The sequence below is a fragment of the Bythopirellula goksoeyrii genome (genome assembly GCF_008065115.1).
Classification (GTDB): domain Bacteria; phylum Planctomycetota; class Planctomycetia; order Pirellulales; family Lacipirellulaceae; genus Bythopirellula; species Bythopirellula goksoeyrii.
In genome coordinates this window covers 5152052-5177470 of sequence record NZ_CP042913.1, presented here as the reverse complement: position 1 = coordinate 5177470, position 25419 = coordinate 5152052, and the positions used below count along the sequence as shown (strand labels likewise).

At 51.0% G+C, this 25419-nt stretch carries 20 protein-coding genes; 13 read left to right on the top strand and 7 right to left on the bottom strand.

The genetic code is table 11. The features are described 5' to 3' along the window. The first annotated feature begins 76 nt into the window (after nt 1–76). Nucleotides 77–988: a DMT family transporter gene (locus Pr1d_RS20435; RefSeq protein ID WP_168205381.1), complete on the top strand. Its 912-nt coding sequence runs from the start codon at nt 77–79 to the stop codon at nt 986–988. Between the two features lie 77 nt (nt 989–1065). Next, nucleotides 1066–2202, top strand: coding sequence for a pyridoxal phosphate-dependent aminotransferase (locus tag Pr1d_RS20430; protein WP_148075252.1), 1137 nt, complete (start codon nt 1066–1068; stop codon nt 2200–2202). A 131-nt stretch (nt 2203–2333) separates the two neighbouring features. Here the strand turns inward: Pr1d_RS20430 and Pr1d_RS20425 are convergent, their stop codons facing one another. Further along, nucleotides 2334–3956, bottom strand: a complete 1623-nt coding sequence (locus Pr1d_RS20425) for a formylmethanofuran dehydrogenase subunit A (RefSeq protein WP_148075251.1) — start codon at nt 3954–3956, stop codon at nt 2334–2336. 142 nt (nt 3957–4098) lie between these two features. Between Pr1d_RS20425 and Pr1d_RS20420 the strand changes: the two genes are divergently transcribed. From Pr1d_RS20420 to Pr1d_RS20405, 4 genes are all read left to right on the top strand, one after another. After that, a complete protein-coding gene (locus Pr1d_RS20420; protein WP_148075250.1) occupies nt 4099–5298 on the top strand; it encodes a putative sulfate/molybdate transporter in 1200 nt (399 codons plus the stop codon). A gap of 1 nt (nt 5299) precedes the next feature. Then, the gene (locus Pr1d_RS20415) at nt 5300–6280 is read left to right on the top strand and encodes an NADPH:quinone reductase (protein ID WP_148075249.1); all 981 of its coding nucleotides are present in this window, start codon (nt 5300–5302) and stop codon (nt 6278–6280) included. 218 nt (nt 6281–6498) lie between these two features. Continuing rightward, on the top strand, nt 6499–7788 hold the full coding sequence (locus Pr1d_RS20410; protein ID WP_148075248.1) for a valine--pyruvate transaminase: 1290 nt from the start codon (nt 6499–6501) through the stop codon (nt 7786–7788). Between the two features lie 109 nt (nt 7789–7897). Next, nucleotides 7898–8374 (top strand): hypothetical protein, encoded by a 477-nt coding sequence (locus Pr1d_RS20405; protein WP_148075247.1) that lies wholly within the window; start codon nt 7898–7900, stop codon nt 8372–8374. Between the two features lie 72 nt (nt 8375–8446). On the opposite strand, the gene Pr1d_RS20400 is transcribed toward Pr1d_RS20405, so the two are convergent. The 5 genes from Pr1d_RS20400 to Pr1d_RS20385 all read right to left on the bottom strand — a co-directional run bounded on the left by Pr1d_RS20400 (nt 8447) and on the right by Pr1d_RS20385 (nt 12736). Next, nucleotides 8447–10249 (bottom strand): hypothetical protein, encoded by a 1803-nt coding sequence (locus tag Pr1d_RS20400; RefSeq protein ID WP_148075246.1) that lies wholly within the window; start codon nt 10247–10249, stop codon nt 8447–8449. Between the two features lie 713 nt (nt 10250–10962). Continuing rightward, on the bottom strand, nt 10963–11100 hold the full coding sequence (locus tag Pr1d_RS25870; protein ID WP_168205380.1) for a hypothetical protein: 138 nt from the start codon (nt 11098–11100) through the stop codon (nt 10963–10965). A 157-nt stretch (nt 11101–11257) separates the two neighbouring features. Then, entirely contained in the window at nt 11258–11557 is a 300-nt protein-coding gene (locus Pr1d_RS20395) for a Rho termination factor N-terminal domain-containing protein (RefSeq protein ID WP_148075245.1), read from the bottom strand. 257 nt (nt 11558–11814) lie between these two features. After that, nucleotides 11815–12060, bottom strand: coding sequence for a hypothetical protein (locus tag Pr1d_RS20390; protein WP_148075244.1), 246 nt, complete (start codon nt 12058–12060; stop codon nt 11815–11817). 238 nt (nt 12061–12298) lie between these two features. Beyond that, the gene (locus Pr1d_RS20385; protein ID WP_168205379.1) at nt 12299–12736 is read right to left on the bottom strand and encodes a helix-turn-helix domain-containing protein; all 438 of its coding nucleotides are present in this window, start codon (nt 12734–12736) and stop codon (nt 12299–12301) included. Between the two features lie 392 nt (nt 12737–13128). On the opposite strand from Pr1d_RS20385, the gene Pr1d_RS20380 reads away from it, so the two are divergent. The 5 genes from Pr1d_RS20380 (at nt 13129) to Pr1d_RS20360 (ending at nt 18144) form a co-directional block, all read left to right on the top strand. Further along, nucleotides 13129–13626, top strand: a complete 498-nt coding sequence (locus tag Pr1d_RS20380; protein WP_148075242.1) for an MgtC/SapB family protein — start codon at nt 13129–13131, stop codon at nt 13624–13626. Between the two features lie 27 nt (nt 13627–13653). Then, complete coding sequence (locus Pr1d_RS20375; protein ID WP_148075241.1) at nt 13654–14118, top strand: hypothetical protein; 465 nt, start codon at nt 13654–13656, stop codon at nt 14116–14118. Between the two features lie 38 nt (nt 14119–14156). Continuing rightward, nucleotides 14157–15245: an AI-2E family transporter gene (locus Pr1d_RS20370; protein WP_168205378.1), complete on the top strand. Its 1089-nt coding sequence runs from the start codon at nt 14157–14159 to the stop codon at nt 15243–15245. Between the two features lie 77 nt (nt 15246–15322). Beyond that, on the top strand, nt 15323–16702 hold the full coding sequence (locus tag Pr1d_RS20365) for a DUF2254 domain-containing protein (protein ID WP_148075239.1): 1380 nt from the start codon (nt 15323–15325) through the stop codon (nt 16700–16702). 95 nt (nt 16703–16797) lie between these two features. Beyond that, the gene (locus Pr1d_RS20360) at nt 16798–18144 is read left to right on the top strand and encodes an amidohydrolase family protein (protein ID WP_148075238.1); all 1347 of its coding nucleotides are present in this window, start codon (nt 16798–16800) and stop codon (nt 18142–18144) included. A 3-nt stretch (nt 18145–18147) separates the two neighbouring features. On the opposite strand, the gene Pr1d_RS20355 is transcribed toward Pr1d_RS20360, so the two are convergent. After that, nucleotides 18148–24465 (bottom strand): PAS domain S-box protein, encoded by a 6318-nt coding sequence (locus tag Pr1d_RS20355; protein ID WP_148075237.1) that lies wholly within the window; start codon nt 24463–24465, stop codon nt 18148–18150. 232 nt (nt 24466–24697) lie between these two features. Between Pr1d_RS20355 and Pr1d_RS20350 the strand changes: the two genes are divergently transcribed. Continuing rightward, the gene (locus Pr1d_RS20350; RefSeq protein ID WP_238476548.1) at nt 24698–24856 is read left to right on the top strand and encodes a hypothetical protein; all 159 of its coding nucleotides are present in this window, start codon (nt 24698–24700) and stop codon (nt 24854–24856) included. Between the two features lie 82 nt (nt 24857–24938). Next, the gene (locus Pr1d_RS26785; protein WP_390622039.1) at nt 24939–25346 is read left to right on the top strand and encodes a YrhK family protein; all 408 of its coding nucleotides are present in this window, start codon (nt 24939–24941) and stop codon (nt 25344–25346) included. Nucleotides 25347–25419: the final 73 nt, after the last annotated feature.

The following is a 25419-nucleotide window of genomic DNA, read 5'->3' as shown; positions in this document are numbered from 1 at the left end:
CATGTCCATGTTCGAGTCGATCCGGCTCACCATTTTTCATTCCGCAATCCGCTTTCCCCATTCCGCATTCCCCTCCATGCCCTACCTCAGTTTCTTGTTCATCTGTCTGACCTGGGGCACCAGCTTCATCCTCATGGATCGCGCGGCGGTGGCGCTCGGTCCGCTGACCATCGGCATGTGCCGCCTGTTGGGTGGGGCCTTGGTGCTGAGCCTCGTGTGGTGGTGGAGAGGGCCCCGAGTACGAATCGCTCCGAGTGACTGGAAGCATGTACTCTTTGTGGGTGCGCTCGCCAATGCCTGGCCATTTACGGTATTGCCCTACGTGATGACCCAGGCCAACGAGCATGGTTATTTCGGTTTGATGGTCACACTCGTGCCCCTGGTGACAATCCTGGTTTCAATCCCGATGCTGGGAATCTGGCCCACGGCGCGGCAGATGATCGGCGTGATCGGAGGGCTGATTTGTTTGGCGGGAGTTGTACACGATGGCGCGCAGCGGGGCATCTCACCCTGGGTATTGGCGTTGGCACTGACGGTGCCCGTCACTTACGCTGCTGGGAACACGTACATCAAATGGAAACTCGACCACCTGCCGTCGTTACCGCTCACCGTGTTGTTCCTCGCCTGCGGAGGGGCGCTGTTGGTGCCACTGCAGTTCGCAACCCGGTTCCTCGCCGAGACGGGGTTGGGTGGACCGTCAAATCCTCACGGCTGGCCGATGGCAATCATATCGATTGCGCTGCTAGCCGCCTTCAGCACGGGACTGGCTATCTTGTTGTTCATCCAATTGGTAAAACACCAAGGTCCATTATTCGCCGGGATGGTCACGTATGTGATCCCACTGATCGCCATCCTGTGGGGCCAATACGATAGCGAACAACTCACGACACTACAAATCGCGGCGATGGCCGGCACTTTGGCAATGGTCGCCCTGGTGCAATGGGGCGCCGCAAAACCCACGCTACCGCAGCAGGAACCGTTGGCGTAAGATAATACGCTGAACCGGCGACTCGTCGAGTCGCGGCTACCACATTCCCAATTCCGCAATCCGCATTCCGAATTCAGATGTCCCATCCCTGGCTCGCACAACGTACGAACGACTTCGATAGCTCTGGCATCCGCAAGGTGTTCGACTTGGCGGCGAAGATGGCCGACCCGATCAATCTTTCGATTGGCCAGCCCGATTTCCCCGTGCCAGACGCTGTGAAGGACGCGGCAGTCGACGCGATTCGTGGCGACAAGAATGGCTACAGTCTCACGCAAGGGATTCCCCCCTTGCGCGAAGCACTCCAGGCGCGTGTCGATGCCGAGTATGGACATACCGATCAGCGCGTGTTGGTCACTTCCGGCACGAGTGGTTCGCTCGTGATGGCGATGCTGGCGCTGGTTGATCCGGGCGACGAAGTCATCTTCATGGACCCCTACTTCGTGATGTACCCGGCTCTGGTCCGTATGGTAGGCGGCAAGTGCGTGATGATCGACACCTATCCAGATTTCGCGATTGATCCAGACAGGATCGCCGCGGCCATTACGCCGCGAACGAAATTGATTCTAATCAACAGCCCCGCGAATCCTACCGGAGTCGTGGCGAACGAGGAAAGTATGCGGGCGGTCGCCGAGTTGGCCGCCAAGCACAATATTGCTCTGTTGAGTGACGAGATTTATCGCACATTCAGCTATGACGGTGTGCCTCCCAGTCCTGCCAAGTGGAACGATCAAACCTTGGTCGTAGACGGGTTCAGCAAAACCTACGGCGTGACGGGATGGCGGCTCGGCTGGATTCATGGACCGGCGGCGATCATCGATAAGCTCACCATGTTGCAGCAATATACGTTTGTCTGTGCACCGCACCCGCTCCAATGGGCCGGGCTGGCAGCACTGGAAACTGATATGGGCAAGCAAGTTGCCGAGTATCGCAAACGCCGAGATTTTGTCGTAGATGGCTTGAAGGATGCGGGCTACGAAGTAGCGCCCCCCGGAGGAGCTTTCTACGTTTTTCCCAAGGTGCCTACAGCAAAAAAACGCGGGCCCGCAGGGCAGGGGAGTGGCGCCGATTTTGTCATGCGGGCCATCGAGCGGGAACTACTCATTATCCCCGGCAACATCTTCAGCGAGCGCGACACCCATTTTCGCATCTCCTATGCGGCCTCGATGGAGACACTAGAGCGAGGGTTGAAGGTGCTGCGGGAATTAGCGGAGTAGTAACATGTCATTCCGCGGGAGTAACACGACCGAGGAATCTGGGTAGAACCATCACTCGCATTCAAGTACGTGTTGATTTTGCCACCCAGATCCCTCTGGTCGTAGAACTCCCGTCGGGATGACAGAAGAACCTATTCCACTCCGTAGTTCGCGAAGTTCACCGAGTAATTGTCCTCGAACCAAGCCTGGATGTCTGGTTCGACTTCACGATCGTAGTCCGCATCGACATGCAGGATGTTCCCCTGCGGAGTGCTGCGGATCTCTCCTTGCTCGACTACAATTTCGCCCGCTTTGATCACCATGCGTGGGAGTTCAAACATCGTCTCCTGGTTTTCGTTCGGCGTGTAGATCGTGATATCGGCAGCGGCACCTAGTCCTAGGTGGCCCTTGTCGATGAGCCCCAAGATCTTAGCCGGGCCAGCACGGGTGATGATGGCGATTTCGTTGAGCGTGTATTCTCGGTCCAGATCAGCGAGTGATGATCGTTTCACGACATTTGGGTGGCAACTCTTGAGCATGTCGCTGCGATACGTACGATCCATCAAGAGACGAATGATCTGTGGATAGGCAAGAAACGATCCACCGTTGGGGTGATCGGTACTCATCATCACCTGCCAGGGATCCTCGACCATCAGATACCATTCCAGGCCGATGGCCCACTGCAAAGCATGAATGAGGGACTTGTTCTTGTATTCGATCGGAGAGATGCCGCAGCCGGCTTCCATCTCCACGTCGCAGCTAATCCATTTGCGACCGTAGAGATTTGCCAGAAAATGCCCCAAAGGCCCGTCGCCAGTCATGCTCGTGGTTTCACCAAACAGCACCTGCCCCACATCGACGGTCAATTGTGGATGGGTGTTGACGTAGTCCGCCAGTCCGGCGACCTTGCTGGAGAAGGTTCCTTCGTCGGCATCCCCGCCGCCATAGCTGTGGAACTGGATGTGCGTCAGATGTCCTCGACGATCTTCAAGGGCCCGCATGGTTTCGAGGGTCGTCTGCCAATTGCCGGGCATGCCGAGTTGATTGCAGTGAATGTGTACCGGGTGCGGCAAACGTAAGTCCGCAGCCGCCTGAGCGACTTCGCTAATGATTTGCCGTGGCGTTACATCGAAGTGGGGCACAGTATCGTCGAGACCCGTGTTGCGCGAACCGTTGCGTCCTTTCCAGGCTTCGACGCCGCCAGGATTTACCAGCTTCGGCGCGTAGCCTTTGCCTCGCGACAACAGCCAACCAATGAACGCCCGTAGCTTAGCAGGCTCTTTGTCACGGATGCTTTTCATCACGTAGTGGTTGTTACCCATCAACAGGTAGCAACCTTTATCCAGGCATGGCGTGTCCGCAAACTCAGCATGGGCATGAGCCGCCAACAGCGGCGGTACTGCGGCATCGAAGGCGGTTGTGTAACCCAGGGCCGCGTACTTGTAGCCGGTGGCAAACGTGCTTGGTACACTTCCCATGGTACCGCTACGCGTCCTCGCAGTGCGACGGACTGGCTCCGCGTTTCGCCGGTCATCGGGCCGCAGTTTACGTGCTGCGTTCACTTTGGGGCCGGCGATATGACAGTGCATATCGATTCCGCCCGGCATTACGACCAAGCCGCTGGCATCGATTGTGCATGTGGGACGGATTTGCGGATCGCTCGGTGGAGCGACGATCTTGCCTGCTGAGATCCACAGATCACGCACTTCGCCATCGATCCCATTGGCTGGGTCGTAGAGTGTGCCACCGCTGATTTTCGTGAATTCTTTAGACATCGTGAGTCGCATTCTACTTCGATACTGGAATTCTAGCTACCTTCTTCAGGGACTGGTTTCGCTTCCAAACCACGCTCTTGCGAGCGTAGCTGCGAGATTCCGATTCTTGTGAAACGATTGTTGATATTGGATAATGTCGACCATGAACGATGCCGATTCCCAAACAAAACACTCCAACTCTGCCTGGATCCGCTTCGACCGGAACGAGTTGGCAGGAAGTTTTGGAGATATTGGAACCGATCTCCCGCTGATTGTCGCAATGATCCCAGCAGCCGGCCTCAATGGCTCGACCGTTTTTATCGTCTTCGGTCTGTTGCAAATCCTCACAGGGATTCTTTATGGCGTGCCGATGCCGATGCAACCGCTCAAAGCGATGGCGGTGTTAGTCATCACGCAGAAGATCGCCGGTGATGTGCTCTTCGGTGCTGGTTTGGCGATTGCTGTTATTATGCTCGGTCTGAGCCTTACGGGTGCCTTGACTTGGCTCGCGCGGGCGATTCCCCGTTGTGTGGTTCGGGGAATTCAGTTTGGACTTGGTCTAAAACTGGCTTCGATGGCACTCAAGGATTATGTCCCTTCGCTAGGAACGAGCGGCTATGTCTTGGCCATGGTTTGCTTTATTATCGTCGTGCTCCTTTGGGGAAACCGTCGTGTGCCCGCCGCCCTGTTGGTGATTTTGTTGGGACTTCTCTATGCCAGTTTGGCGACCATAGATTGGTCGTCTGTGCACTTGGCACATTCCATCAACTTGCCGACTCTCAATATCCCCACCTGGGACGCCATCTGGACGGGCTTGATCGTGTTGGCCTTGCCCCAGATTCCACTTTCCCTCTCAAACTCGGTGATTGCCACTGAGCAAACGCTCCACGACCTCTTTCCGCAGCGGGCTATCGGGGTACGAAAAATCGGCATCACCTACGCAGTAGCAAACTTCTTTGCGTCGTTGCTAGGAGGAATTCCTGTTTGCCACGGTTGCGGCGGATTGGCGGGACACTATGCATTTGGTGCCAGAACTGGTGGTTCGGTGGTCATTTACGGTACGATGTACCTGTTACTCGGCCTGCTGCTGGGAAGCACTGTCGATGTGCTGGTCGCAGCCTATCCACGACCAGTCTTGGGAGTCATTTTGCTCTTTGAAGCAGTGGTGCTAATGTTGTTGGTACGCGACATGGCTGATGAGAAAAAAAAGTTCACGATTGTCTTGTTGGTCGGTGCGATTGCCTTTGGCATTAAGCAGGGGTTCTTAATAGGACTTTTGATTGGCACCGCAATATGGTACTTCTGGCAGTGGCGAGAACGGAGAGAGAATACTTCCGAAATAACCAGTGAAGGAAACCTATGACATGAAAGCCATATGGTACGAAAAGTTGGGGTCCGCACCGGAGGTGCTGGAATTTGGAGAGATGCCAGATCCTCAACCTGGTCCTGGTGAGGTACGAGTGGCGATTCACGTTTCTGGAGTGAATCCCATCGACGTGAAACGCCGGCTGGGTGGTCGCGGGACCATGGCTGCCCCACGAGTTGTGCCCCACTTCGATGGTGCAGGAGTGATCGATGTTGTTGGCGAAGGAGTTGATCCTGGACGAGTTGGCGAGCGCGTGTGGCTCTACGCCGCCCAGTGGGAACGTGACTTTGGTACTGCAGCGGAATTCGTTTCACTCCCCGCAGATCAAGCCGTACCGCTACCCGAAAATTGCGATTTTGCAGAAGGCGCATGCCTAGGCATCCCCGCACTCACTGCCTACAGCAGCGTCTTCAGCGATGGAGAAGTCGCGGGCAAGACCGTACTCGTCACGGGAGGGGCGGGAGCCGTCGGTCGCTATGCTGTTCAATTCGCGCGCCTCGCGGGTGCCCGTGTCATTACAACCGTCAGCACCGAAGAAAAGGCGGAACTTGCGACCAGCGCTGGTGCCGACCATGTGATTAATTACCGCACGACAGATGTTGCCGATCGAGTGTTGGAAATCACCGACGGCGTGGGTGCCAATCGCGTGGTGGAAGTTGAATTCGGTGGCAATTTGCCGACGAATCTTCGCGCAGTTCGCCCAGGTGGCATCATTGCAACCTACGCCTCGCAAGCAAACCCAGAACCCACTTTGCCGTTCTATGATCTCATGTATCGCAGCATCATCATTCGACCTGTTTTGGTCTTTGGCTCCTCTGCTGAGTTGCTGCAGCAGGCTCTCATTGATATCACTCAATGGCTTGGCGAAGGAAGCCTTACCCACCACCTTGGCGAGCGATTCCCATTGGCCGAAACGATCGCTGCCCACCATGCCGTCGAGAATAGTGCGGTAGGCAAAGTATTGGTCGAATGTACGTAATTATGTAAAAAGTGTCCGGGAATTGCACTCGCTTCATTCAAGGACAAAGCAAACTGTCAACCCGAGGTACTCCGAGGGATCTAGCCAGATTTCTCGGAGTACCTCGTAATGAAAGTAAACGAATTACCGGACACCCTCAGTTATGTTCAAGCACTCCATCTGTGATAATTGTTTGAGTTGCTCTCATTGAAATCCCTAAAACGCCATGACACCGTGCCATGAATCTCCAACTCAGCAAGATTGGTCAGGCCCTTTCGGGGCCCAGCGGCATCGTCGAACTAATGGACGATCTCGGCGCAGCCCTTGCCGGCGGAAATTCGTCGCAGATGCTCATGCTCGGCGGGGGAAATCCCGCGCACATTCCTCAAATGCAAGCACTCTGGAGACAAAGACTCGCGGAGATTGTAGCCGATCAGCCTCTCTGCGATCGGATGCTTTCGAATTACGACGGTCCAGCAGGCAATCCGCGATTTCGCAAGTCCGTTGCCGAGTGTCTTCGCCAAGCCTACGGCTGGGATGTAGGGCCTGAAAATATTGCTGTGACCATGGGGGGGCAAACGGCGTTCTTTTTCTTGTTTGCCCTGCTCGCTGGTGAAATGCCCAGCGGAAACCACCGGCGGATCCTCCTCCCTATCGTGCCAGAGTACATCGGATACGCAGACCAAGGTTTAGGCCCCGGTTTGTTTGCGAGTCAACATCCCCTGATCGATCAGCTCGATGAGCATTCATTTAAGTACCGCATCGATTTCGATTCGCTCGAAGTAGGCGACGATATCGGTGCGATCTGCGTTAGTCGGCCCACGAATCCTACCGGCAACGTGCTTACCGACGACGAGGTTAGCCATCTTGCTCAACTTGCGGCCGAACGAGAAATCCCATTTCTGGTAGACAACGCCTACGGCGAACCATTTCCCGGCGCAGTCTACGAGCCGATCCAGCCCATGTGGAATCCAGGCATGGTAATGACCTTTAGTCTCTCCAAGCTTGGTCTTCCGGGTACTCGTACCGGCATAGTGTTGGCTAGCGAAGAGATCGTCCGCCGCATTCAATCGATGACCTGTATCGTTGGCTTGGCAAATACAAACATAGGGCAAACGATGGTCGAGCCATTGCTAGCCAGCGGCGAAATCCTGCAACTTTCTCGTGAAGTCATTCGCCCTTACTATCAAGCCAAATCGCAAACCGCTCAGGCACTCGTGACCGAGCATTTCGGCAACGGCTTTCCCTATCTCGTTCACCGTAGCGAAGGGGCGTTTTTTCTATGGCTATGGTTCCCAGAGCTGCCTATCACTACCAAAGAACTTTACGAGCGATTGAAGAAACGCGGGGTGTTGATCGTGCCGGGAGAATATTTTTTCTTCGGACTTAATACGAGCGAAAATTGGTCTCATCAGCGGCAATGTATTCGCATGACTTTCTCTCAAGCAGAGGAGACAGTAGCCGAAGGGATTAAGATAATGGCTGACGAATTGCAGCGGATTCACGATTCGGCTCGTTCAACTGGCTAATTATCTGGTTTTGCAACTTGCTTCATAAGGTTACAATCAAGCTAGTAGCAGGCTCCGCCGAAGGACAGGACCATCCTTTCAAATTTTGAACAATTCAAGGAATTCTTTAATGTCTGAGCAATCAAAGAGTGACGCTGAGCTTGTTGAGCAATTGGCCAAGTTCGAAAAACAACTGGAAACCCCGGTAGTCCCAGGGGAGATGTATGGTTGGGCAGAACGGGGGCAACAAGAATTAGAAGCTTTGTCAACGAATTACGCTGCTCACATATCTTCATCGCATGAAGCACAATATAAGGAGATTGTGAAACAAGACGATTCTCAAATTCCCCACATAGAAAAACTACGTAAAGAAGACGAAGCAATTCTGAAAGAGGTCGAAAAACTCAGCGAAGCGTTTGCAAAAACCAAGAAACTGGTAGATGCTGCCGAGAATGCTCCCCAGAGAGATGAAGCAGAGATTGATGGTATAATCCCCTCTCTAATCGGAGAAACAATTGCATTGATCATTCGCATTCGCATGCAGGAAAACGCCATCGACACCTGGTATGTCGAGGCATTTCAACGTGATCGAGGCGTGGCCGACTAGCGAAACAAAAAAATACGCCGCTCAAACTGGGATGGTTCAAGCGGCGCACTTCAGCTTCAAGGTTGCTACCTCCTAGTTGCTGCTGCTCTCTCGTTTACGCGAATTTGATTCACGACGATCAACGGCGATCATGCTCCCATTTGAGTCTTCGACCTCATAAGCAATCAGTACGATTTGATTGCCTGCCTTGACCAACGCTCCGCTTGCCACAAGCTGGTCTCCTTCTGCGAGGTCCCTATCTAATACAGTAGGCGGACCTAGATCAACGATCACGGTATTACCCTCGTCAGTTTCGATCTTCGCCATGTGGCGTTGCTTTCCTCGGACAGTTACTTTCCGTGTCGATTCGATTTCACCTCGAATGGTTTTCTGGGTAGCATCGCTGTGCATCGTACCGCGTCGCCCCAGCTCAATCTTCTCGCCATCTCTTTCGAGTGTGCGAGCAAGAATTACAGGCTTATTGTCCGACGTTTTCACCATGGGACCTCGAACAGTGATCGTGTCACCATTGCGGAGGTGCTCATCAAACTCGCCTGCAGGGCCGAGATCGACCATCAAACGATCGCCATTCCGCGACTTGATCGTTGCCAGCTTGCGGTCATTACCACGCACAGTGACTTCCCGTGTGCTTTGCACTTGGCCCGTTATGCTGCGGGCTGGTCGCTGACTCGAAGCTTGAGTTGTACGACTTTGCCAATCGCTTTGATGTCGGTCTTGCTGATTGCGACTCTTGTGCGATTTTCCAGCAGACTGATCAGTCTTGCATTTCTTACCTTTGCAGTTCACTTCTTGAGCCATGAGGACCACACGGTCATTAACCTTGACCGGTACGGCCGTCACACGGATCTGATCGTCTTGCTCAGGATCGATATCAAGTTGATCTGTCGCTCCCAAGTCAACCAGCATTTTTTTGTCCTTGTCTGCAGAAGCAAGGATAAAAAAGGTATGCTGCTTGCCTCGAATCTTCTTGGTTCGGGTGTCAGCAACCCTTCCTCGGAACTCTTGTCCATCGCGTTGGATCTGCTTGGCACCCTGAGACTGATCTGGCCCTTTGATCTCTTGGGCAATCAGAATCCGGCGATCGCCAGCTTTGGTCATGGGTCCCCGTACTGAGATCTGATCGCCTTCCTGAATGTCCATTTCCTGCAATCTGTTGGCAGGACCTAAGTCGACAAGGCACTTGTTCCCCCCCGATTTCTCTAGCTGAACAATGAGGTGTTTCGTGTCCCGAACCGAGGCCTTCTTGGTCTTAAGGACCTCACCTTGTACCATTTGCCGTTTTGAACTTTCGGGCTCTTGCTGACCACGGCTCTTCCTGTCCTTCTGGTTCTGTTTTGAAGAATTGGCCGAATTGCCTTGGTCATTGCCATTGTCATTGAAGGCATAGTATTCGACGTCATCATAGATTCCGTCGTCATCCCAGTCGTTGTAGGAAAAGTAGGCATCATAGAATCCATCCCCATCGTAGTCGTAGTAGGAATAGGAGGTATCATAGATGCCGTCGTTATCCCAATCATTGTAGTAGGCGTACCCATCATCCCAGTAGTCATAAAACCAATTATCGGGCTCATAGCGGTTATCATAACCATAGGTGTCATAGTAATCGCCATAATAGTTATAACCATAACCATCGTAGTAGCCCGTGTCATAGTCATAATCGTAGTCCGAGTCATATCCCCAGTCGTCGTCGGAATCTGTAGTCCCTGTATACGTGTAATCATTTCCGTCGAACCACTCGGTGACGTCATACCACGCTTCTTCTTCGTAGTATGGCGAGTCTTCCCACCATTCGTCCGCTGTCGCAAAGTAGCCTGGTATTCCGATGGCCATACCGCAGCATGTTAAGGTGGTGACAAGCAAATTTCTAATAGACATCGTACTCTCCTTTCAATATGTGGAGTTGCTACAAAAACTGCGTCTCCAAAGGCACACAGCTACAATAAAATGATTTATCGAACCAGAAGGACTATCTGCTAGCCAACAACAAATCTAGCATGAACGCGTGAAAACCACTGGCTGCAAGTCACTACGTGCGGCAAAACATAGGTCAACCGCATGTCGTTACTTTCGCTTTCGATTTTATCTGAGTGTGACGAATACAACTGTTTAGTCACGCTGATTGATGCCTATGTGTAGACATCGGTGTATCGATGCTTTTCGATTCAGCAGCAAGAGATGTCCCTTCTGAAACATCCCGCAGGACACACCCGCTGGTTGTGAGAAAGTAAATGCAAACTCCATGCCTAGCAAACAGGGCACGCCCTAAGGCGGTGAAGTAAGGTGATTCGAGGCTCGCTTGGTCAAAGTGACTTACTGCAGAGACAAACTGACCGGCAAAAGAATAACCAGTTGGACCTCTGTTTAACCAGCATGTGGGGCCCCACAGCCAGCAAAAGGACGTTATCCCTGGCCGAGGGAAGTCGCTTGCTTCCGTTCGCAACTTCGTCATGCGATTCCGTGTAGATCGCGCGTTCGAATGCGTCCACATTGAACTTCTGGCAGAGTGCCTGGCTTTGTGAGTCGAGCGATCGATGTTCGTCCAGTACCTCCGTGATGACATTTCGCACACTGTAAACAAAGGGGGCGTCTCACTGGGCATTGCAGCCAGCACCGCCCATAGATTGGTCGAGTGTGAGATAGTTATTGTCTCGAAGGTCTTCAGCAGTCGTTATGTGGCTGGGATGATGTTCGACAATTTGATTGATCAACCATCGAATGATATCCATCCCTCTGAAATCTTGGAAATCTCGTTACCATCAACAGTGCGCATGAGACGGTCATGTCGAGCCGAAGCCCATCGGCATGGTATTCATCAAGCCACATCTCATAGGCAAGAGGGCCTACATTGGAATGAGGTTTAGAAAGCGTATAGGTAGCCAGCGATCAATATTGCTTACGAAGGGCTTTGACCAATTGGGACTTGTTCATCTTACTGCGGCCCTCGATATCGCGCTCAGAAGCAAGATTCTTCAATTCTTTGAGGGTCCGATCTTCAAGTGGCGAGCTAGGATTGCCTGTTCCCTGTGTAGATTTGTTAGGGGTGCGTCCAGATTCGCGACGAGTTTTATTGACAGTGCGCGCAGCAATTTCTTCAGCCCTCTCCTCTGATTTACCCCGATCACGAGCGCTCTTCTTGATGTGCTCGTACTGACGTTCGTCTTTGTCACTCCAGGCTTGTGGCATAATACACCTCAAAAAGGAAGCGTTAAACTCTAAACACTGACTCTACGAAATCTATTTGGGCGGAGTCACTTCGTGCCGAATCTTGTTCGCGCAGTTGCAATTGGGGCATTCGCAGCCACGACCCTCCGCACATCCTTGGCAGCAGTAGTGAACGTTGTCCACAGTCACTCCTTGGTCATCTAGAAGGGCGCATTGGCAGGGTTCGTAACCGCACTGAATTTTGAGCATTATATCCTTCGCAAGTTTGGCTGCGGAAATTAGAGACTTCGTCGAATTGATTCAACAAGTGCTTCCCGATCTGTTATTTGGGCAAGATGCGGAACGCCGAAGTGATGGGCGATCTCGCGCAATTCATCGATACTGAATTCATGGGACACGATCTGATTCGAAGCAGTACAAGCATCAACCTCCGAAAAATCGACGGATGTGGACGACGCACTTGTGACGTCGTGTTCCAGGGACATCTCAGAAGAAGGTATTTTCAGTAGTTGGTCAGCACTCATCGAAGTTACTCGCTATTATCCATAGGGCTGATGGCGGAATTTCTGCAATGGATGGTATTGGAGAAGAAGGACGAAGCTTTGTGCATTACAAAGTGCGTCCTTCGCCACACGCTTGGGAGTACAGCCTGTCGTAGAGAGATGCGCTAGAATGAAAACTGCCAGCAAGAGCACGCGAAGGAACTTCATAGCGTCCTGCCAATCATTCAAGAGAACGTCGCAATTCCAAGTCTGCTTCGAGTCAGTTGCCGTCGTTGCTGTACTCTTTCAGCTTGCGTTGTAAAGTACGAACCGATATGCCTAGTATTTTTGCAGATTGTTTTCTGCTACCATCGTTGACTTTCAGTGTTTGTTGAATGGTTTCGCGTTCTAAATCAGCGAGTGAGTGACCCGCTAATGGGAGTTGTGATAAACCATTCTCAATATGGCCGTTGTCAAACATCGTTGAAACAAATGTTTCTGACTTCTCGTGTCCAACGCCCTGAGAAGTCTTTCCATTTGTTCGCAATGGCGAGAGTGGCACCCTTAGGGTCTTTGGGAGATCTTTTGGTGAAGGCTCTGACTCTTCAACCCTGGCAACATGTAGCCGAAAGTTAAGGTCCTCGCGATATTCACTTTGGACACTTCTCTCGCGTCCATCGATCCCATGGGCTAGGGTAGGTAGTTGAGCAGTTGCCATGTTATGTTCCTCAGTTGTCTCCGAGATCCGTGTCCGTACCTTTTGGGGTGCATATTGCGTGCCAGTGCATTCCCGGAACGCGAGAGTGCCTTGAACTATGGGATCCAGAGCCGACAGGGTCATGATCTACCGCGGAAATCCTTGCAAAAAGCGTAGCCAGCCATTCGCTAGCCAATAAGGCCCTATTTGTGGACCGTCAGATGATCTAATGGTGTTCGTTTGGGAACCATCCTGGCTTCTGATCGATCAAGCCCATTTCCAGCGTTCTCGATGATCGGGACTTCTCGATTTATTGCCTGTTGAGGGGGGAATCGTCTAGTTCTGGTATGCCGATTGCTCTTTGCCTACAGTTGAACGAGACGTATGAAATCGCCTAAACCAGGGAAGTCTGCATGTTCGACTTAGAGTTCTACAACATCCTAATGCGCATAGTGGGAGCGGCTGCCTGTGGCGGTATTCTAGGTTGGGAACGTGAGGTAAGTGACAAACCTGCTGGATTGCGCACCAATATGCTTGTAGCAATTGGTGCTGCCACAGCCACACTTGCGGCATTGGAGCTCTATAGCGGAATTGCAGAACTCTATCCGGGCGAAAAAATTACTTCTGACCCGATTCGAATTATTTCAGGAGTCATCGGTGGCCTGGGGTTTCTAGGTGCAGGTGCCATCATACAGTCTCGTGGGCAAGTGCAAGGAATGACGACCGCCGCTACGATTTGGGTCGTGGGGGGCATTGGGGTTGCTTGTGGGTTGGGGAATTACGCACTAGCAATCACTTCTGTTATCATTACCTTTGTGGTGTTGTTCATAATCGGAAAGTTCGAGGTTAGTACCCTAGCACCCAAGAGTGTCCAGGAAAACAATAGCGGATCTGCGGAGTCCAATCCATAAAACTTTGTTTGCAGGGTTCACTTTTCTATGGCATATCTTCAAGTTAAAGACATCCTGGTGCATGCAGAGAAACTTCGTGAATTTCTGCGCGACTTCACTCGGCGGCATGAACTGAAAGCCAACAACGATTTGCTTGCCGGTTTGTTTCAGGAAGTCTCTCAGCACGAGCAGCAGTTCAAAGAGTGTCTGGATGAATACCGAAAAGATACCTCAGCGGAACTTCTTCAGACTTGGATTCAATTTGATGGTGTCGAAGATTTAGAGGAGGCTATGGACGCGCTCTCAGCGGCTGACGAACAGGATACTCAAAGCTTACTAGGGCAGTTGCTTGCTGCAGAAGAAGCTTTGCAAAGGGTATATGAGCTTGTCCAAGAGCAGACCAGTGCCACGAAACTCGAGGAGCTTTTCGGAGAACTTCAGCAGATCCAAGATCACCATCTGCGAAATATTGCTGATTGTGTGTCTGAATATGGCCAGATGCATAGGGATTGAATCCATTCTGACGTTTTCTGGCTTGTAGAGGAGTAACCGTGTCGCGACAGCTTTCACTCTACCTGTTGTTGGCAACGGTCCTCTTGATCGGTGTCCTGTTCTATCAGGTTATTGAGCCTTTTGTCTTTTCGCTGCTATTCGCCACCGTACTGGCAGTCTTGTTTCGACCCATTTATGAGTGGGTTGTCTCACATTTAGGTGGGCATGAACGCCTGGCTGCGATTGTGACGAGCTTAGGTATTCTGTTGTTGATTCTCTTGCCCATTGGTGGCGCACTATTGATGGCAGGAGCCCAGTTAGCGAATGTGGCCGGCCAGATTTCCAGCTTGGAAAAAGAAGGCGAGGACTCCAAGCTAAAAGAAAATCTTGAGGAACTTGAGAAGTCACGTCTCGCCCAAACAGTTGAGAAGTTTTATCAAGATCTTCCCCTTAAGCAGCGGCGCAAAGTCGATGAACTCATCTCAAGGGCAGGGGAGGGTTTTGTCAAAAGGGTCTATGAAAAGACGGCAAGTTTTGCCGGTGATCTTATCGACTTTGCGATCGGGTTCATCGTAACAGGACTTGCCCTCTATTACTTTCTAGCAGACGGTCCTCAGCTTATGAAGCAGTTGCATAGGTTTCTCCCTCTTGAAGCGAAAGAGGAATTTGCCCTGGCCGATCAATTCGGGAAAGTGTGCCGGGGGGTTGTATTAGGAACAGTCGTTGCAGCACTTGCTCAGGCAGTTTTGGCCGGAATCGGCTTTCTTGTAGCGGGAGTTCCCAACATATTATTGTTGATGACAATTACCATGTTCTTTGCATTCATTCCGTTTGTTGGTGGCAGCAGCGTCGTATTTCTCGTCGCTGCCTGGTTAGCCTTAGAAGAACGGTACCTAGCAGCAGGTCTGTTGGCTGTTTATTGTGCACTACTTATCTCCACTTCCGATAATCTTATTCGTGCGTATGTTATCGGCAGCGAAACCAAAATGAATCCCCTCGTGGCCTTTATTACCGTGTTGGGGGCAATCCAATTGATCGGCTTGGTCGGCATCTTCGTCGGCCCTATGATTGCTGCCTTGTTTTACACTCTATTGAAGCTGTTGCGAGATCGTATCGTTAGCGATGAGAAAGAACCCGTAGCTGGATAACCACCATCTGTCGATGTCGTGCATTTCATATCTTCGTAGTTTCAACTATCGTTCAACTTGTAGGTTAAGATGGGTTTATGAGAACTTGGCTAGTAAATCTTTGGGACAATTTCCGTAGTGGGTTCTGGTTTATCCCCTCGTTATTGACGCTCCTTGCATTTGTGCTTGGCTTTACGATGCCCGAAGTGGATCGTTATGTGTCCTCCTCGATTCCTGCGTGGATGCATTCCAGTCCGGAAACAGCGCGCGCCACCTTGACGACGTTGGCAGGGGCTATGATCACGGCAGCAGGGTTGGTGTTTTCAGTGACCATCGTTGCTCTTTCGATCACTTCCTCGCAATTCGGCCCCCGACTATTGCGCAATTTCCTGAGTGACTCGATCACACAGCTTGCCTTGGGAGCATGTCTAGCGACGAGTCTCTACAGCCTCTTACTACTGACGGCTTTTTCCCATTCTGAAGACACCGTGTTTCTTCCCTTTGTATCGATTTATCTCGCACTGCTCTTCGCATTAGTTACACTCTATATATTGATTTACTGCCTCCATCGGGTGGCTAGTGCAACACAGGCGGACAACGTCGTCGCTGAAGTTGCTGAAGACTTAGAAGACTCAATTTCTCGAATCTTTCCGGAAAACATCGGCGAAAAAAGCGACGATCTGGTTGAGAGTGAAAAGAAAGCTGTTGAACTCTTCTCCGAACGATCACCCCAGCCAGCACCGGTTGAAGCAACCAAAGAAGGATATCTGCAGGCAGTCGACTTCGAAGGGATTATCGGTCTGGCGAAAAAGTCTGACCTAGTTATCAAGTTGATTTCCCGCCCTGGAGACTTCCTCATGCAAGGAATTCCTATCGCTGAGGTTCAACCCGGTACCAATCTTGATGAAGAAGTCCAGGAGAAGTTGAACAAAACTTTGATCGTAGGCAATCGGAGAACCACACAACAGGATATGGAGTGTGCCGTCAGCGAACTAGTAGAAGTCGCCGTACGAGCTTTGTCTCCAGGAATCAATGATCCTTTTACCGCTATCCGCTGTGTCGATCGTCTAGGAGCCATGTTGCGGCGGCTTGCCAAACGCGACATGCCGGTTCCCTATCGACTCGATGAAGAAGGGAATTTACGCGTGATCGCCCGAGGATATACATTCCCCAATGTTCTCGATTGTGCATTCGACCAGATCCGCCAGCATAGCTCTGGAACCGTTTCCGTTTCGTTGCGACTTCTTGAATCGCTAGAAAAAATCGCACTGTGCGTTGATGGCGATAAGCAGAAAGCAGCCGTCCTTCGACAAGCGGAGATGATTTATCGTGGTTGTGTAACTGCGATTTCGGAAGAAAATGATCGCGATGACCTTGCGGAACGCTACTGGTTTGTCCTTAAGGCATTGGGAGAGAATCCCGATGATCATGAGCCTTTCAGTCAAGATTGGAAGGGCTTGTCGAGCCAGCAGGAGTAGTGTGTTATTCGCCGCCGGAGTACGCCTACGGGTGTTCCCTTTATTACCTTGGGCTTCCGCCCTCGGCTGGAAAAGAGCTTAGTAGAATCATCGCCATGAGAAATCCATTTGTAAGATATTTGTGTATCGCGAGTGTGAGCTGTCTAGTTTCTGTCGAATGCAATGTTTCTAGTTACTTGCAAGCAGAAGAAAATGCATCGCAACGAAACTATTCTGACTGTCACATCCATCTGCTGAACTTTCTCCAGAGAGGAGAGTTCCTCAATACTGACGAGAAATTCCCCGGATCAAAACGAGGGGAGTTCGATCACCAGCGATATGCCGTCTTGCCCGTGGGAGAGCGCTGGCGTCGTGTAGCAGGCCTTTTGGAAAGCATGGATCGTGGTCACATCGACTCAGCAATGGTATGCGGTTTGCCCGTTTTCAAGAAATGGGCAGTGAACGAAACATACGAGCGTCCGGATGGCTACTTAGATAATGAATCGCATGTGCTGCTAGCTCGTGACTCAGACGCTACTATTGCTGAATCGATCATAGAATATCGATCGAGATTCGCCGACAATAAGAAAAAGATCGCCGAGCTGAATCGTATTGCACCGTTTCTCTGTGCCTTCGATCCGACAGACCTTGGTGCAGTCGATCAGGTCGTGCAGCGCATCCAGGAGTATCCTGGTGTCTGGCAAGGTGTTGGCGAGATTATGTCTCGTCACGATGACCTGACACATTTGCAGCTGGGAGAAAGACCTCGCAGCAATCATCCCGCTATATTGCGAATATGCAAGTTTGCCGGAGAGAACAGTCTTCCCGTGAGCATCCATCACAATATTGCCCCTGTTTCTCGTCCGGGGCTAGAGAGGTCTCCCGTTTATCTAGATGAGTTGATCGAGTTGTTCCGCTATTGCCACGAGGAACCTGGATCCGGTCGTCGTTCCACAGAATTCATCTGGTGCCACGCAGGTACAAGTCGACGAGTACAAGTGGAAAACTTGCCCTACTGGATCGAAGAAGTGCTGAAAGTATTCTCTGAACATGTCTCGATCGATCTTTCCTGGGTCGTATGGGAGAACTATATCAAGAATGATTTGGAGAATTGGGCACAACTTATCGAGAAGTATCCGACGCGTTTCATGTTGGGATCAGACGTAGTAGGAGGAGTAAGCAACGCCCCTAAGGAATTGTCCAAGTTTGAACCACTACTGGAACGGTTGAAACCAGAAACGGCCAAACTAGTAGCTTGCGATAATTTTCAGAACTTGATGAATGAGATGTCTGAGCGACGACGGATGACTAATTTGGCGAATGGAGAAGGAGCCGGCATAGCGCTGAAAGCCGACTATTCATTTCCTGAATATGCCCACATGCCCCGATTGCGAGACGAGGAGTCGTTCGTGAGATCTCGTATCATGCAGGAGTCAGATAACAGCTCGGAGGACTACGAGTAGGGTTCATTCGGTGCGATTCTCTTCACTGCTGCGAAGAAGTTCTTCAAGGAGATCAAGGTCTGTCGGCTTGGTCATATGATGGTGAAATCCGGCTTGCTGCCAGTGGCGAGGGTCATCGCTACGACCATCGCCGGTTAGTGCGTAGAACCTCGTCGTGCTGAGTTGGGGCATTTCTTTCAGGCGGCTCAATATTTCGAAGCCTGACATGTCGGGCAGCGAAATATCCAGGACAATTGCCTGGGGAACGAAACTTTCGGCAACGCTAAGTGCCGAAGCCCCGTCGAATGCCGTCTCAACATCAAATCCGCGCATCATGAGGAGTTCCTGCGTTGCTGTGCAAGCATCCTTTGAGTCGTCCACAATAAGTACGCGTGGTGAAACGACATCTTGCTCATTCTGTTGATTTGTAAAATGGGTGACTACATTGAGCAACTGCTGAGTATCGATTGGTTTGCTCAAATAAGCGTTGCATCCACTTTCGAGGCACTGCTGCATGTCTCCGTGCATTGCATCGGCTGTCAAAGCAATGATCGGCCCTTCAAATCCAATTTCTCGCATTCGAGCCGCGGCCTGATAGCCATCCATCCGTGGCATTTGCATGTCCAAGAGGATCAGGTCCCAAGGCTTTCCCTGGCTTGTCGATTGCTCAAGCATTTCGAGGGCATGAAGCCCATCTTCGGCTTGAGCGATTTCAGCACCCGCATCGGTCAAAATACGCCTAGTTAAGAACCGAACATCCCTTCGATCATCCACCACAAGAACTCGGCATGACAATCGCTGAGGGCTGGCGAGAGGTGATACCTCTTCTAGTTCCTTGTGTTCGGCTGGGGTATCGTGGAAACTCTCTGTTTGGATATTTCCCGTCTGGATCGTACAAGTAAAGGTACTTCCTTCGCCTAGCGTGCTAGTGACATTGATTTCACCACCCATCATATGGGCAAGACGCTGGCTGATCGCTAATCCCAGTCCGGTTCCACCAAAACGCCGTGTTACGGATGCATCACCCTGTGAGAAGGATTCAAATAGAGAGTCAAGCTGCTCTTTCGCGATACCCACTCCAGTGTCAGTAACGTCAAACCGCAAGTGAGGATCTGGCAAGTCGTCCAAATACCGAACGGCCAACCTCACGCTTCCTTTCTCAGTGAACTTGATCGCGTTCCCAACCAAATTAATGAGTATTTGCCTGAGCCGCTTGGGATCGCTTTCGATTTTTGCAGGCAATTTTCCGACGTACTCAACTTTGAATTCTAGTCGCTTTTCTCTAGCTCGGACGTCCATCGTAGAACGTACATCGGCAACCACTTGCTGGGGAGCAAACTTCTCACGAGATACTTCCAGTTTGCCTGCTTCAATCTTTGAGAGATCTAGAATGTCGTTGATAATATCCAATAGGAATATCCCGTTCCTTTTTATTACCTGAAGGAAGTTTGATTTTTCCCGATCGTCCTCCCGAGCAGCCAATAGATCGGCATAACCCAAAATCGCGGTCATTGGTGTGCGGATTTCATGGCTCATGTTGGCCAGAAACTCGCTCTTCGCGATATTTGCTTGGCGTCCTGCTTCATAGAGCTTCGAATTATCAATTGCGGTTGCCGCACGGCGTGCCAATTCCTTAGCAACCTTGAGATCTTTCTCGCCGTATCTACGTCCCGAGTGATCCGTCATTAGCAGAGTCAACGCTCCGGAGGGCTTCCCTCGGGTAACTAGCGGTACCACAAGAAAGGACCTGGGAGCAACCGTGCGAATTACGTTTTTATGCTCCTCATTGTGGGCAGCCTTTTCGAGCATTTCTTCAGTGAAATCAGGAATCACGAAAGCGTCTCCAGCAAATAAGCCTTTGGCGGGAGGATGCTCTAAGGCATCAGGCTTCGCAGGAAATTTGGCAACTCGCTCTGCCAGCTCGTCTAGAGTCGGATCAGCGTGGGAAACCTTGACGCGGCGGACTTCGCCGGTCTCATCAAGCAGGTCGAGGAATGCCCAGTCAGATAGCGCAGGAACACACAACTGCGTAACCTTGGCTAGCGTCTCATCGAGGTCCAAGGAAGAACTCAGGACCGTCGATGCTTCACTGAGAAAATGTTCAACTTCCGTCCTTTGCTTTTCGACTCGCTCAGCCTGTTTACGCTCCGTGATATCCTGGCCCGTTGGCACAATAAAGATCACTTCACCGTCTTCATTCAAAGCAGGTGTTAGCACAAAGTCGGCAATCCTTTGTGTACCATCGCTTAGCCAATAGGGAAGTTCCGAGCGAAAAAAGTTGCCTTTGATGGCTCTTTCGACCGCTCGCTTGATGGTTTCTTGCACATGACTAGATCCAGACCACCAGGGAGTTTGCCAAAACGGACGCCCTAAGACTTCTTCACGTTTGTAACCACACAGTGTGAGTGCCGTGTCATTGATTTCTGTAAGGTTACCTTCGAGATCAAGGATGGCTGCGAAGTAAAAACTCTGATCGAATAAGACCTGAAGTTTCGCATTGGAAGCTGCCGTTTCTTGAAGAATCGAAACTAATTTTTCCTGGTTCTCGAGTAGCCGCTGCTCATTCTCAGCTAATGAGAGCTGCAATTGCTTTTGTTCAGTGATGTCTGTATTCATCCCTACCCAACGCAGAACACTCCCATCGGGCCGCAGTTGGGGCACACCGCGTACCGCCGTCCAACGCCATTCACCACTAACATGCCGTACACGATATTCATAATTCCAAGGCTCCAAGGATTCGGCGCAGGCTTTCCAGGCGGCAAATACCTGTTCGCGTTCGTCGGGATGCAATATGTTAGTCCAACCGTCTTCACGAAACTCTTCAAAGGTCTGTCCAGTAAAAGCACGCCAGGTTGGGGAGTCTTCTACTACTTTGCCTTCAGCGTTAGTAGTCCAAACCATTTGCGATGAAGCAGCGACAAGCGCACTAGCGCGTCCTTCAGAATCTCGTAGAGCGTCTTCTGCTTGTTTGCGTTTGGTTATGTCTCTCAGGTACCCCGTAAAGAATGGCACACCATCCGGAGTGTGCGAAACACTTATCGACAATTCCACTGGAAATTGCGTGTCATCACTGCGCAGCGCTGTGAGCTCGATGCGTTTTCCAAGTACAGCAGTTTCGCCAGTTTCTAAATATCGTTTAAGTCCTTGATGGTAGGCCTCCCGCAGTTCGGGCGGGATAACTACGGTTGCTAGTGGCTGACCGATGACCTTCTCACGGGCGATGTCGAAGATGGTTTCTGCCGCAACGTTGAAATCGATAATCTTTCCTTGGAAATCCATCGTGATAATCGCGTCCAAAGAAGCTTCCAGAATCGCTGACTTGCGAGCTTCCTGGTCGCGGAACTGAGCCTCGATTCGGTTTCGCAGGATAAACTGACCAATCTCATGACCAATTTCCCGCAGCATGTCAAGCTTCGATTGCTCGTGACGTAGTACGCGGTTGGCAAAAATCTCGATGGCACCCTGAAAGCGCCTACCGGACAGTATTGGAATGGCCAATCCAGATAAGATGCCACTCTCGCGCGCTTCAAGACAACGGTGGAACCATTGGTCTTCACTATTAATGTCGAACCAAAGAGCTTCTTTGCTCTCCCAGACACGTCCAGCCAAACCCTCACCACGTTTCAAACGAAGATTGAGTGTGGACTGAATAAAGTTCTCGAGTCGCGGCGTATTGTCCCGACTTGCCAATTCGGTGCAGAACAATGACCCCGTATCTGTATCGATCAACCAAAGAGCACACAAGTCCGAGTCCAGATTGTTTCGGATCGCTTCGAGAATATCAGGTATCACATCCTCGATGGATTCTGCGACTGCCAACAACTGCGTGATGCCGTGCGCGAGAGCCAGCCGAATCTCCGCACGTTTCTGCTCAGAGATGTCAACAAAAGTAAGGATATGACCTGCAGGACGGTCCTCTTGCTTATAAGGCAAGACTCGCCGCAAGTACCAATGATCGTTCTTAGTTTGAAACTCATCTCGTTGTGACTGTTCACTCTCGTGAGGTGATTCACCCGAGGGTAGGGGGGGCATTTGAACGGCAGTGTGGGTGATATCACTCAAGGGGCGACCAATATCGCCTTCCTTGAGGTTGTAAATATCCTGGATTGATGGTGTAAAACTTCGAACGTGCCCCTGCGAATCCAAGAAAATGGTAGCTATCTTGGTGCCATGAAGTAGATTCTCCTGATCGTTTCGAGAGCGAGCCAAAGCCTCTATTCCGGCTTGCACTTCTTCTTTTGAGGTTTTTAGTTCCTCGTTCGCCGAGTGTAGCTCTTCATTGAATGAAATCAATTCCTCATTCGATGACTTAAGTTCCTCGTTGGAGTTGACCAGTTCCCGAATAGAAGTTTCCAAGTCGTGGCGGGTCTGGTCAAGTTCGCGTTCCAATTCGGTAATGGTGTGCTCAGAGTCCGCTTCTTTGGGCGAGGTATCGGATGACGTTGGGCTGCTGAATGTACCATTGTCGTGAAATACGACCATAAACAGCCCTGTTTGTTCTCCTATCTCAGGCATGGGCTGCACAACAATTTTCGCCCTCTGGATAGAGTCTCCCGCTTGAAGCGTCAAATTGCTACGAGAAATTGTGCGCAGCGATTCTTGAGCTTCTCGCAGAGTAGCCCTTAAGCCGCTGCGAAGTCCAGGTTTCGCTAAACGAATAATGTTGTTTTGATAAGATCCCTCAGGGAATTCGAGAAAGCGTTCTAAGCCGGGAGAAGAAGAAACTATTTGAGCCTCTTCATTGACTACTGCATATCTTGGAGCGAATTCGTCCAGAACAATCCGCTGTGCTATTTGATGGAGGTCGGTGTCATTGGATGTACTTGGACGAGTCGAAAATCTACGGACGTTGTCTCTGGATGAAAAGAAAAGTCCTGGTTTTGCAGGCCCCGGTCTGCGTTGCGAAATACGATGCTGTTGGTCAATCGGGTGAAAAATCTCCGTATGTTCGTTCAGGCTTTCAGAGGAGCCTAGCAGCAGATAGCCTCCCGGTCGCAAGGAATAGTGAAGGAGTGGAATCAGTTTCAATTGCAAAGGTTGCCCCAAGTAGATCAAAAGATTTCTGCAGGAGATAAGATCCATTTGAGAGAATGGAGGGTCACTGATCAGGTTGTGCACCGAGAATACACACATATCCCGGATTTCTTTGGTGAGTATAAAATGTTCGCCCTTTCGAGTGAAAAAGCGTTTGAGACGTCGTTCTGATAGTTGTTCAGCAATGGAAAGGGGATAGGTTCCCGAGCGGGCAACATTGAGTGCCCGGGGGTCGATATCCGTGGCGAATATCTGAACTTCCACTTCAGATTCATGGCTGTCGAGAGCTTCACGAAGCAAGATGGCCAGGGTGTACGCTTCCTCACCCGTAGCACAGGCTGGCACCCAGATGCGAATCGATTGATCGTTTTTCGAATGTTCGACCAAATTGGGAATAACTTGATTGGCCAATGTGGCGAATGTATCAGGGTCGCGGAAAAAAGCTGTCACGCTGATAAGCAGGTCAAAAAAAAGTGAGCGAACCTCTTCGCGATCTTCCCGCAACCGATTGAGGTAACCCGTAGCGTCTGTCAACCGAAGTACTCGCATTCTTCGTGCAACACGACGCACCAGAGTATTGGTTTTGTAGTGCCGGAAATCATGTTCTGTCACTTCAAGCAACGCGTCGCAAATACGAGGCAGTTCGGATTCTATTTCCTCGCGCTGAGTCTGCTCGCCGGCAGCACGTCGCATCTTCACAAGGTGACTTACATACTCTTCCAGCAATGCAGGCATTTGCCTTGGCTGTACAACATGATCCGCATGGGCGGTAAGTGCAGCACTGCGTGGCATCTCATCATGCGCTGCGGTATCCGGATCTTGCGCAATCGTCATGCCACCTGCATCGCTGATAGCTTTGAGTCCCAGCGTTCCGTCACTACCCTCGCCCGAAAGTACAATTCCAACGACCGGTGTTTTAGAGCCGTCGGCAAGAGATTGGAACATACTATCGACCACTGCGGCACGGCTGACGGCATCTTCGATTTCAGTCGCAGTAAGCCCATCCTTACCAAGTTCAACCTGGCATTGCTCACCGGCCACGTAGACGTGATCAGGCTCAGGCAACACCGGCTTTGCGTTGAGTTGGCGAACTGGAAGTGGAGAGATCCTGCCAACCAATTCAGCTAGATCGATGCTGCCATCAGTGGCCAGATGCTGAATGATGACTATTGCAAGACCCAAATCGCCAGGCATGGCAGCAAAGAATTGCTCAAGTGCTTCTAAACCTCCCGCCGCCGAACCCATGCCGACCAGAGCTAGTGGTGGAGGCGAATTCGGAGTTGTCTTGGAGGCAGAATATTTCGGCATGACGATTGCTCACAAAAAAGTAACTGTGAGTATATTGTGACGAATTCTAAGCTGGCAGACAAGCAATATCGAAGTGGTAGACCCACTCAACTCTAAGGAGAGACTGTTTTCAAGAAGTTTCTGCCATCTGGGTGTTACATGTCTCTCATTTCGTCGAGTTGTTCCAAGTTGACCATTGAGTAACCAATGCGGTTCGTACGAAACCAAAGAATCGGATCCTGGAGGACAAATCATGCCAAAAGCCTGGAGTGACAAAGACGAGAGGCAGTACAAACATGTCAAGGAAAGTGAGAAGGAACGGGGCCGTTCAGAAGACCGGGCCGAAGAAATTGCAGCACGCACCGTAAACAAGCAGCGGAGCAAAGAAGGTCGCACGAGAGACAAACAGTGACTTTGCGAAATCAATACTATGACGAAGACGACCGCACGAAGATCAGGTGCGTCAGGTTGTTGTGGATTGTCGTAACCTATTGATGGTCCTATTTTCGCATCTTCTAGGATCGGAAGGGACGCCCGAGCAATGCCTTGGGTCGATGACGCAACAAACGCGGTTGTCTTCGTCATTCTTACTTTCTGAGCGAAAGCGAAGGCTCAAGATGCTCAATCCCGACGCGAAGCAAGTCTTACGAGAGAAGTCTCGTGCCGCACGTAGCAAAATTGAGGGACATGCTCCAGATTCTAGATTCGTTGAACGGTATTCCTGGCTCTTTGTAGTGGTAGGACTGGTCGGGAATATGTTGTTTTTCGTAGGCAGTGTGGGGTTTCTCTTTCCCTCGTTCAAAATACTTGCTACGTGGATGTTTATTCTCGGTTCCTGTTTAATGTTGGTTAGTTCTTCGGCTGCGGCTCTTGATGAGTATACAAATCGTGAAGCAAAGTAGCTGGTAAGCGATGTAAACTCTTCCCTCGGACACAAGAAGAGAAATAAACTCGATTGTAAGATTCAGTTTAAGA